The organism is Castellaniella sp., assembly GCF_034007085.1.
In the GTDB taxonomy this organism is placed as follows: Bacteria; Pseudomonadota; Gammaproteobacteria; order Burkholderiales; family Burkholderiaceae_B; genus Castellaniella.
In genome coordinates this window covers 1-10,224 of the sequence record NZ_JAVERO010000075.1, presented here as the reverse complement: position 1 = coordinate 10,224, position 10,224 = coordinate 1, and the positions used below count along the sequence as shown (strand labels likewise).

Below are 10,224 nucleotides of genomic sequence, written 5' to 3'. Positions count from 1 at the left end.
AACAAGGCACGCTGGTTGTCCAGGCGTTCACGCAGGGCGCGAATGCGCATGTCCAGCCGCGATTGGGCGTAGAAATCCTTTGACAGAGCGCGCGCCTGCTGCAAATGCTCGACAGCGGTCGGCAAGGCGCCGGTCTGCTCGTAATAGCTGGCCATGGCTTCGTGGGCTTCGACCTCGCGCCCCAGGCGCTGCAGACTGGTCGCCAGCAGTTTCTGGAATTCCGGCGTGTCCGGCCATTGCTTGACGATGCCCTGCAGAAACGTGGCGGCCGTCTCGTCCTGACCGGCCTTCTGCAGGGCACGGGCACGCTCGTAGGCCACCCCCTGGCTGTGCGGCCAACGCTGCCAGGCAGCCGCCGCAACGTCCACGGCAGCCGCCGCCCCCCGGGCACTGGCCAGCTGGATCGCCAGCATGTCCAATTGAGGCGCCGCCTGCACGGACTGCGCCTGGTCCAGTTGCGCGCGCGCGCCCGCCAGGTCACCCGCCATTTTGTCCAGAGACGCCAGGCCGAACAGTGCGGCGGCCTGGCGGGCACCGCGTTGATCACGCGCCTCGCCCCGCAGCGTCTGTTGCAGCCGTTGCCGGTCGGCATGATCGCGCGCCTGGATCAGGGCCAGGCGCGTGCGCACGAACCAGAATTCCGTATCGGATTTGTCTGCGGCAATGGGTTGGCCTTCGATCCGGTTCTCGATATCCGACAAGCGCTGGATGGACAGCGGGTGCGTCGAGGCATAGCCGCCGCCCGCGCCTTCGTTCAGGCGCGACGCATTCATCAAACGGCGGAACATGGCCAACATGCCCCGGGGATCAAAGCCTGCATGGCGCATCATCTGCAGCCCCGATCGATCGGCCTCTTGTTCGGCGCCCCGAGAAAACCCGAGCTGTCGGTCGATGGCCGCCGCCTGGCCGAAAGTGGCCACCCCCATCGCCAGGTCGCCCTGGCCGGCCAGGGCCGCCAGCAAGGCCCCGATCAGGCTGGCCACCATGATGCCCGTACCCTGGGACTGCTGGGCAATGCCCCGGGCAATATGGCGCTGCATGACGTGGCCGATCTCGTGCGCCAGCACGCCGGCCAGTTCGGATTCGCTCTGCGCGCCGACCACCAGGCCACTATGCACGCCGATGTAACCACCCGGCAAGGCGAACGCATTGATCGAGGGGTCGCGCACGGCGAACACGGTGATGTCCTGGGCCAGCGCCTGCGGCGCATGGGCGGCCAGCCGCCTGCCCATCGTCGTCAGGTACTGGTTGACATCCAGATCGCCGATGTAGGTCGGGTCCTGGCGGCCTTGTTCCATGATGGCCTGGCCCAGTGTGCGTTCCACCGCCGGGGACAGTTCCGATGACGAAGTCGCCCCCATCGAAGGCAAGCCCATGGGCTGACCCCAGGCGGGCGGCAGGCCCGCTGCCAGGGCGCCGGCCAGGCTCAGGCTCGCGCCCGCACGGCGCATCCAGGTCTGCATGGCGTATCCTTTGTCCACGATCACGCGGTTTCAGGCCACGCCCGCCGGCCGGGCCGACGGACGGCGCCGAGGCTGCGGCAGCCGATTGCGTGACGACAGTCGCAACAAGGTGCCCAGCGCCACCAGTAACCCGAACGTCTCGATCAGGCCCGCCGGCACCCACATGATCAGCCCGCCGATCACCTGGTCATCCAGCGCGCTGAAGCCAGGCAGCGCACGGCCGCACAGATCGAACACCGGATAGAGGTCGTGCTCGGAAAAAACAATGACGGCTCCTGCGACCATTTGCGGCGCCATGGTGAAGACAGGCGAGAGAATCCGCCCGCCGGGCGACAGAGCAGCCGGCGGACGAGGCCGCCGGTCCAGAATCAGATTCCAGTACATCAAGCCGGTGATCACCACCGCCCAGTTCATGAACCGGTACAACCGCCAGTCGAGCATGGAGTAGAACTGCACGGTCGGTTCCAGCCAGACCAGCACCATCAGCAAAAACAGCAGCGGCACCAGGAAACGATGTGTCGCCAGGGTTTCCAGGCTGCGCACGATGCCAGAGGAACGGCGCGCTGCCGCCAGCCGGGTCCGCCAGGCCAGGGGCAGACCCGCCCGCATGACCTGCCCCGGATAGGCGCCCATGATCAGCATCGGCCCCAGATGATGCAGGACCAGGTGCTGCAGGCGATGGATGAAGAACATGCGCTCGGCGTAGTAGTCCAGTTGCGTGTGCATGGACAGGTACAACACGACCCAGCCGACCCAGAACAGCGACTGGCGCGCGGCCCCGACATGGTGAACGCGCCGGCCACGCAGGAACAGCCACGCCGACACCACAAAGGCCAGCACCAGAGCGGGCGAGAATTCCCAAGGCTGCAGCCAGGCAAGCACGTCCATGATGGACCGGTTCATCCATGACAAGGGTAACCAGGCTAGTTTAAAGCATTCCCCAAAGCATCCTAAAATGGGACTTTTCGCCGTTCGAAGACCCATGGCCAATCCGACCTACGACATCACCATCCTGGGATCCGGCCCGGTCGGCTGCGCCCTGGCCCTGAGCCTGGCGGATGCTGCCCCGGATCCGGCGCGCATCGCCCTGGCAGGGCCTGCGCCCACACCGCGCCCATCCGGGCAGGCCATTGACCCGCGCGCCCTGGCGCTGAATCACGGCAGCCGCCGCTTCCTGGAAACCCTGGGCGCCTGGCCGACCCGAGCCGCCGACATCCTCAGCGTGCATGTATCCCAGGCGGGGCATCTGGGCCGCACGCTGATCGATCACCGCGAATTGAACGTTCCCCGGCTGGGCTGCGTGGTGGCCTACGATGATCTGCTCGATACGCTCTACGCCGCTGTGCGCCGTTCGGGCGTGACCATCCTGCCAGAACGCCCGCAACGCCCCCTGGCGGGTTCCCCCGTGCACCTGCGCCTGGCGGACGGGCCATGCAGCACACGCCTCGCGCTGCTGTCCGACGGCGCCCGTCCCCAGGGACTGCGACGCGAATATGGCCAGCACGCCGTCCTGGCGACCGTGCGGGCCGCCGCCCCCGATCCGGGCCTGGCCTTCGAACGCTTCACGCGCACCGGCCCGCTGGCCCTGTTGCCCCATCCGGCCGGCGCGGATCTCTACAGCCTGGTCTGGTGCGTGCCGCCTGAACGCGCCCAAGCCTTGCAGGACCTGTCGAACACGGCATTCGATGCGGCGCTGCAGGCGGCCTTCGGCCAGCGCCTGGGCCGCCTGCAGCGGATCGGCGAAACGCACGCTTTCCCCCTGTCGCTGCACGCCGGCCCCAGCGTGCTGGGCCAGGGTTTGGTGGCGGTCGGCAATGCCGCCCAGACTCTGCACCCGGTCGCCGGCCAGGGGCTGAACCTGGGCCTGCGCGACGCAGCCCAGCTGGCCCAGGTGCTGCGCCCCTGGCTGGCGCAACCGGACACTCCGGTCCAATCGCTGCTGGAACACCATGCCCGGCAACGTCGCGCAGATCGCGCCCTGACCCTGGGCATCACCGACATGCTGCCGCGCGTCTTCGCCACTGCCAATCCGCTGCTGCGTCACGCCTGCGGTCTGGGACTGGCCGCCCTGGACCTGCTGCCTGCGCTGCGCAAGCCCCTGGCCCACCACCTGCTGCAAGGTCAGCGCCTGTAGACGCACCGCACGGCCCATGCCGAACGGCCTACAATGCCCGCCATGCGCATCGGATCCTGGACCCTGCCCCACCCCGTCTGCGTGGCTCCCATGGCCGGAGTCACCGACCGCCCCTACCGGCGCCTGTGCAAGGCGCTGGGCGCGGCCTACGCGGTATCCGAAATGGCGGCCAGCAACCCGCGCCTGTGGGACAGCGTCAAGACCGCGCGCCGCCTGAACCACGATGGTGAGCCCGACCCCGTGGCCGTGCAGATCGCCGGCGCCGACCCCGACATGCTGGCCGAGGCAGCCGTGTTCAACATCCGCAAAGGCGCCCACATCATCGACATCAACATGGGCTGTCCCGTCAAAAAAGTCTGCAACGTCGCCTCGGGTTCGGCATTGCTGCGCGACGAAACCCTGGTCGCCCGCATCCTGGACCGCGTGGTATCCGCCTGCACGCCGCTGGGTGTGCCCGTCACCCTGAAGACCCGCACCGGCTGGGACCGGGACAGCCGCAATGCCGTGCGCATCGCCCGCCTTGCAGAGGACTGCGGCGTGGCCGCCCTGACCCTGCACGGGCGCACCCGCTGCGATCTGTACACGGGACAGGCCGAATACGACACGCTGCGCGAAGTCCGCCAGGCAATCCGCATCCCGCTGATCGCCAACGGCGACATCGACTCGCCAGAAAAAGCCCGCCGCGTCCTGGATTACACTGGAGCCGACGCCATCATGGTTGGCCGTGCCGCCCAGGGGCGGCCCTGGATCTTTCGCGAAATCGCCCATTATCTGGCGCACGGCACCCATCTGCCGCCGCCGACCTATGGCGAACTGCGCGAACATCTGCTGGGGCACCTGGACGACCACTATGCTTTCTACGGTGAGCACACCGGCGTGCGCAGCGCCCGCAAGCACATCGGCTGGTACCTGGCCGATCTGCCGGGCGCGGACACGCTGCTGCCACGCATCATGGCGCTGGACAGCACGGCGCGGCAATCCGAAGCCCTGCGCCAGTGGTTCGACGAACGGCCTGCCGATGCGGTCATCACGCCCGCGCCTTCACTCCATTGATTTTCCGACCGATCCGACATGAGCACCACCACCCCACTGGAACACGCCGTCCGCGAACAGCTCGAACGCTATTTCGAAGATCTGGGCGACTCCACGCCGCACGACATGCTGTCCATGGTCGGTCTGTGCGTCGAACGCACCGTCCTGGAAGTCGCACTGGAACGCACCGGAGGCAACCAGACGCGCGCAGCCGACATGCTCGGCATCACGCGCGGCACCCTGCGCAAGAAACTCCAGACGCACCAGATCCAGGTCTGAGGCACCGACCGCCCCACCAGCCCATTTTTCTTTGCCTTCCATCCCACCCACATGACCATCCAGACTGCTCTGCTCTCCGTGTCCGACAAGTCGGGCATCGTTGAATTCGCCCAGGCCCTCGCCCAGCGCGGGGTCGCTCTCCTGTCGACTGGCGGCACCGCCCGCCTGCTGGCCCAGGCCGGCCTCAAGGTCACCGAGGTCGCCGACCACACCGGCTCTCCGGAAATCCTCGACGGCCGGGTCAAGACCCTGCACCCACGCATCCACGGCGGTCTGCTGGCGCGCCGCGACGATCCCGCGCACCTGCAGACACTGAAAGAACAGAACATCCCACCCATCGATCTGCTGGTGGTCAATCTGTACCCCTTCCAGCAGACCATCGCCAAACCCGACTGCATCCTGGCCGATGCCATCGAAAACATCGACATCGGCGGCCCGGCCATGCTGCGCTCTGCGGCAAAAAACCATGGCTCTCCAGCCGGCGGTGGCGTCACCGTGGTCATCGACCCGGCCGACTACCCGCGCGTGCTGGCCGACATGGACGGCCCGGCCCGCCAGCCGTCCTACGGCCTGCGCCTGGAACTGGCCGCCAAGGTCTATGCCCACACCGCAGCCTACGACGGCGCCATCGCCGCCTACCTCAGCAGCCTGGCAACGCGCGAACCCGAACCTGCCCAGGTCCCTGAACGCAATCCCTGGCCGCGCGTGCTGACCGTGCAGATGCGCCGTGAACAGACCCTGCGCTATGGCGAAAATCCGCACCAGGGCGCCGCCTTCTATCGCGACATCCAGGTCGGCACCGGCCTGCTGGCCAGCTACCGTCAGATCCAGGGCAAGGAACTGTCCTACAACAACATCGCCGATGCCGACGCCGCATGGGAATGCGTACGCAGCTTCCAGGCCGGGGCCTGCGTCATCGTCAAACACGCCAATCCCTGCGGCGTGGCCCTGGGCGCCGATGCGCTGTCCGCCTATCGCCAGGCTTTCAAGACCGACCCGACTTCGGCTTTCGGCGGCATCATCGCCTTCAATACGACGGTCGACGAGGCCACTGCGCAGGCTGTCTCCGAGCAGTTCCTGGAAGTCCTGATCGCCCCGGCCTATACGGGCGCCGCCTTGGCCCTGCTGGCCGCGAAAAAGAACGTACGAGTCCTGGAAGTCCCCCTGGGCACGGCGCACAACCCCTGCGACATCAAACGTGTCGGCGGCGGCTGGCTGGCGCAGGACCCGGATGTCCTGCAAGCCGCCGAGACCGATGTGCGTGTCGTCACCCGTCTGGCACCGACGGCGCAACAGATGCGCGACCTGCTGTTCGCCTGGAATGTCGCCCGCTTCGTGAAGTCCAACGCCATCGTCTTCTGTGGCCAGGGCATGACCCTGGGCGTGGGAGCCGGGCAAATGAGTCGCATCGACTCGGCCCGCATTGCCTCGATCAAAGCCGAAAAGGCCGGTCTGACGCTGCAAGGCTCGGCAGTCGCCTCGGACGCCTTCTTCCCATTCCGCGACGGGCTGGACGTGGTGGCCGACGCGGGCGCGGCCTGCGTCATCCAGCCGGGCGGCAGCATCCGCGACGACGAAGTCATCGCGGCCGCCGACGAACGCGGCATCGCCATGGTCTTCACCGGCGCCCGCCACTTCCGCCACTGACGGCCAGGCAGCGATGATCATCCTGGGAGTCGATCCGGGCTTGCGGCGCACGGGCTTCGGCGCAATCGAGGCCCAGGGTGCGCGACTGCGCTACGTGGCCAGCGGCACCATCGTCGTGCCACCCGCCCTGCCCCTGCACGGACGCCTCAAGGTCATCCTGGACAATCTGCGCGAAATCGCCCGCGACGTCCGGCCCGACCAGGCCGCACTGGAAAAAGTCTTCCTGAATGCCAACCCGGCCTCGACCCTGCTGCTGGGCCAGGCACGCGGCGCGGCCCTGTGCGCCCTGGCCGACTGCGGCATCGATGTCCAGGAATACACGGCGCTGCAGATCAAGAAAGCCGTGGTCGGCACCGGCCGCGCCAGCAAGGAACAGATCCAGGCCATGGTGCGCCATCTGCTGTCGCTGGACGGCGAACCTGCCCCGGATGCCGCCGACGCCCTGGCCTGCGCCATCTGTCACGCCCACTGCGCGCCGCTGGCCGAACGGCTGCAGGCACTGGCGCCCAAGACCCTGTCTGCAAGCCGCCGACGCCTGCGCACCGGCCGGCTGGTGTCCTGATGGACGCCCGCTTTTTCGTGCGGTCCGCGCCCCGCATTCATCCCGAACAACGGAGTTCGCCATGATCGGCCGCATTACCGGCACCCTGATCGAACTATCCCCGCCCACGGTCTGCATCCAGGCCGGCGGCCTGGGCTACGAGATCGACGTCCCCATGAGCACGCTCTACAAGCTGCCTCCCGCCGGCCAGACCGTGACCCTGCACACGCATCTGGCCATTCGTGATGACGCCCATGTCCTGTACGGTTTTGCCACACCGGCTGAACGCAGTGCCTTTCGCGCCCTGATCAAGGTCAGCGGTATCGGCGCGCGCACAGCCCTGGCCGTGCTGTCGGGCCTGAGCGTCGAGGACCTGGCCGACGCAGTCGAACGCCAGGAATCCGGCCGCCTGGTGAAAGTCCCCGGCATCGGCAAGAAAACCGCCGAGCGCCTGCTGCTTGAACTGCGCGACAAACTGGGGACGATCCCCGGTCCAGGCCGATCGGATGGCATGCCCGCCACCGCAAGCGGCAGCGATGTGCTCAACGCCCTCCTGGCTCTGGGCTATTCCGCCGCCGAGGCCCGCCGCGCCATGGCCACCCTGCCAGAAGGCCGGAGCATTTCCGAAAGCATCCGCCTGGCCCTGAAGGCCCTGGCGCGAGCCTGAGGCCGGACACGACATGCGCGCAGAGGAACCGCCCATCTTCTGGGACGAGGACGGGCGGCCCATGCATTTCCCGGCAGGTGACCAGGCCGGCGAACGGCACACCCCGCCCGCACCGCCGCGCTACGCGCATGCGCTGGACGCGCTGCGTGAAGTCTTCGGCTACGAGGCCTTCCGGGGCGAACAGCAGGCCGTCATCGAGCACATCATCGGCGGCGGCGATGCCCTGGTGCTGATGCCTACGGGTGGCGGCAAATCCCTGTGCTACCAGATTCCGGCCCTGGTGCGCCCCGGCACGGGGGTGGTCATCTCGCCTCTGATCGCCTTGATGCAGGATCAGGTCGATGCCCTGCTCGAACTGGGCGTGCGCGCCGCGTTCCTGAATTCGTCACAGACGCCCGGCCAGGCCCGCGAGGTCGAGCGCGCCTTCATGCGCGGCGAACTGGATCTGCTGTACGTCGCCCCGGAACGCCTGCTGACCCCGCGCTGCCTGGACCTGCTCGACAGCGGGCGCATCGCCCTGTTCGCCATCGATGAGGCCCATTGCGTATCCCAATGGGGGCACGATTTCCGCCCGGAATACCAGGAACTGAAACTGCTGGCCGAGCGCTGGCCCGGCGTACCGCGCATCGCCCTGACCGCCACCGCCACCGCCGCCACGCGCGCCGACATCGTCGCCTGTCTGTCGCTGGAAGCCGCCCCCCAGTTCATCGCCAGTTTCGACCGGCCCAACATCCGCTACCGCATCGTCGAAAAGCACGAGGCCCGGCGCCAGCTGCTGGATTTCATCCGCGCCGAACATGCCGGAGAATGCGGCATCGTCTACGCCCTGTCGCGCGCGCGCGTCGAGCAGACCGCCGAATTCCTGTCGCGCAACGGCATCATCGCCCTGCCCTACCACGCCGGCCTGGATGCCAGGACGCGCGCCGACCACCAGGCCCGCTTCCTGCGCGAGGATGGCATCATCATGGTCGCCACCATCGCCTTCGGCATGGGCGTCAACAAGCCCGATGTGCGTTTCGTCGCCCACATCGATCTGCCCAAGTCCGTCGAAGGCTACTACCAGGAAACCGGACGTGCCGGACGTGACGGCCTGCCCGCCGACGCCTGGCTGGCCTACGGCCTGCAGGACGTCGTCCAGCAGCGGCGCATGATCGACGAATCAGATGGCGATGCCCTGCACCAGCGCCGCCAGATACACCAGCTGAACGCCATGCTGGCCCTGTGCGAAACCGTGACCTGCCGGCGCCAGGATCTGCTGGCCTATTTCGGCCAGACCATCGCGCCTTGCGGCAACTGCGACACCTGTCTGGACCCGCCCGCTGCCTGGGATGGCACCGTCGCCGTGCAGAAGCTGCTGTCGGCCGTCTACCGGCTGATGCGCGAACGTGGCCAGCGCTTCGGCGGCGGTCACCTGATCGACATCCTGCGCGGCCAGATGACCGATCGGGTCCGGCAGCACGGCCACGACACGCTCAGCGTCTTTGGTGTGGGCGCAGACCTGTCGGTGGACGCCTGGCGCGGCATCCTGCGCCAGGCCCTGGCCCTGGGCCTGCTGACGGTGGACCTGGAAGGCTACGGCACCCTGGCGCTGACCGAAGCCAGCCGCGCCGTGCTCAAGGGCGAACGCACCCTGATGCTGCGCCCCGTGGCCGTCAAGCGCGCCAAGGCCAGCCGCCAGCGCACCACCACGGCCGCGCAACTGGACGCATTACCGCCCGACGCCCTGGCGCGCTTCGAGCATCTGCGTGCCTGGCGCACGCGCACCGCGCGCGAACACAACGTGCCCGCCTACGTGATCTTCCATGACGCCACCCTGCGCGAGATCGCCCTGCGCAATCCCGCCAGCCTGGACGCCCTGGCCGGCGTCAGCGGCGTGGGCGCACGCAAGCTGGAAACCTATGGCCCCGACGTGATCGCCTGCGTGGGACAAATCCGCGACTGACGCGCCCTAGAACAGTTCTGCACTCCCCCCGGCGGCAGGCGCCTGCAGGCCCAGGTGTTCCCAGCAGCGGCGCGTGGCCATGCGACCGCGCGGAGTGCGTTGCAGATAGCCATGCTGGATCAGATAGGGTTCGATGACGTCTTCGATGGTGTCGCGCTCTTCGCCGATGGCGGCCGCCAGGCTGTCCACCCCCACCGGACCGCCGTCGAACTTGTGCACAATGGCTTCGAGTAATTTGCGGTCCATCAGATCCAGGCCCTGGGGGTCGACTTCCAGCATGGCCAGCGCTGCCTGGGCAGTTGCCGTGTCGATGCGTCCGCCAGCCCGCACATCGGCATAATCGCGCACCCGGCGCAACAGGCGGTTGGCGATGCGCGGCGTGCCGCGCGAACGGCGGGCGATCTCGGCTGCGCCATCGTCCGTGGCATCGGCCCCCAGCAGGCCGGCACTGCGCCGCACGATATGGGCCAGTTCATCGGCCGAATAGAATTCCAGCCGGGACACAATGCCGAAACGGTC

General features: G+C 67.9%; 10 protein-coding genes. 7 read left to right on the top strand and 3 right to left on the bottom strand.

Translation table 11 applies throughout. The annotated features are described in order from the left end of the window. Positions 1 to 1,463: M48 family metalloprotease (locus tag RBR29_RS07910; RefSeq protein ID WP_320348439.1), on the bottom strand; the 1,463-nt coding region annotated here is incomplete at its 3' end. 30 nt (positions 1,464 to 1,493) lie between these two features. Continuing rightward, positions 1,494 to 2,366 carry a cytochrome c oxidase assembly protein gene (locus RBR29_RS07905; RefSeq protein ID WP_320348437.1) on the bottom strand — a complete coding sequence of 291 codons (873 nt, stop codon included), beginning with the start codon at positions 2,364 to 2,366 and terminating at the stop codon, positions 1,494 to 1,496. Between the two features lie 79 nt (positions 2,367 to 2,445). Between RBR29_RS07905 and RBR29_RS07900 the strand changes: the two genes are divergently transcribed. The 7 genes from RBR29_RS07900 to recQ all read left to right on the top strand — a co-directional run bounded on the left by RBR29_RS07900 (position 2,446) and on the right by recQ (position 9,705). After that, entirely contained in the window at positions 2,446 to 3,597 is a 1,152-nt protein-coding gene (locus RBR29_RS07900) for an FAD-dependent monooxygenase (RefSeq protein WP_320348436.1), read from the top strand. 42 nt (positions 3,598 to 3,639) lie between these two features. Further along, positions 3,640 to 4,650 (top strand): tRNA dihydrouridine synthase DusB, encoded by a 1,011-nt coding sequence (gene dusB / locus RBR29_RS07895; RefSeq protein ID WP_320348434.1) that lies wholly within the window; start codon positions 3,640 to 3,642, stop codon positions 4,648 to 4,650. A gap of 18 nt (positions 4,651 to 4,668) precedes the next feature. Beyond that, positions 4,669 to 4,908, top strand: coding sequence for a helix-turn-helix domain-containing protein (locus RBR29_RS07890; RefSeq protein ID WP_320348432.1), 240 nt, complete (start codon positions 4,669 to 4,671; stop codon positions 4,906 to 4,908). Positions 4,909 to 4,959: 51 nt separating this feature from the next. Beyond that, positions 4,960 to 6,555, top strand: coding sequence for a bifunctional phosphoribosylaminoimidazolecarboxamide formyltransferase/IMP cyclohydrolase (purH, locus tag RBR29_RS07885; protein ID WP_320348430.1), 1,596 nt, complete (start codon positions 4,960 to 4,962; stop codon positions 6,553 to 6,555). A 13-nt stretch (positions 6,556 to 6,568) separates the two neighbouring features. After that, on the top strand, positions 6,569 to 7,117 hold the full coding sequence (gene ruvC / locus RBR29_RS07880) for a crossover junction endodeoxyribonuclease RuvC (RefSeq protein ID WP_320348429.1): 549 nt from the start codon (positions 6,569 to 6,571) through the stop codon (positions 7,115 to 7,117). 61 nt (positions 7,118 to 7,178) lie between these two features. Then, a complete protein-coding gene (ruvA, locus tag RBR29_RS07875) occupies positions 7,179 to 7,763 on the top strand; it encodes a Holliday junction branch migration protein RuvA (protein WP_320348427.1) in 585 nt (194 codons plus the stop codon). A 13-nt stretch (positions 7,764 to 7,776) separates the two neighbouring features. Then, positions 7,777 to 9,705 (top strand): DNA helicase RecQ, encoded by a 1,929-nt coding sequence (recQ, locus tag RBR29_RS07870; RefSeq protein WP_320348426.1) that lies wholly within the window; start codon positions 7,777 to 7,779, stop codon positions 9,703 to 9,705. A gap of 6 nt (positions 9,706 to 9,711) precedes the next feature. Here the strand turns inward: recQ and RBR29_RS07865 are convergent. Then, positions 9,712 to 10,224 (bottom strand): Holliday junction DNA helicase RuvB C-terminal domain-containing protein (locus tag RBR29_RS07865; RefSeq protein ID WP_320348425.1); only part of this gene is annotated, 513 nt, incomplete at its 5' end.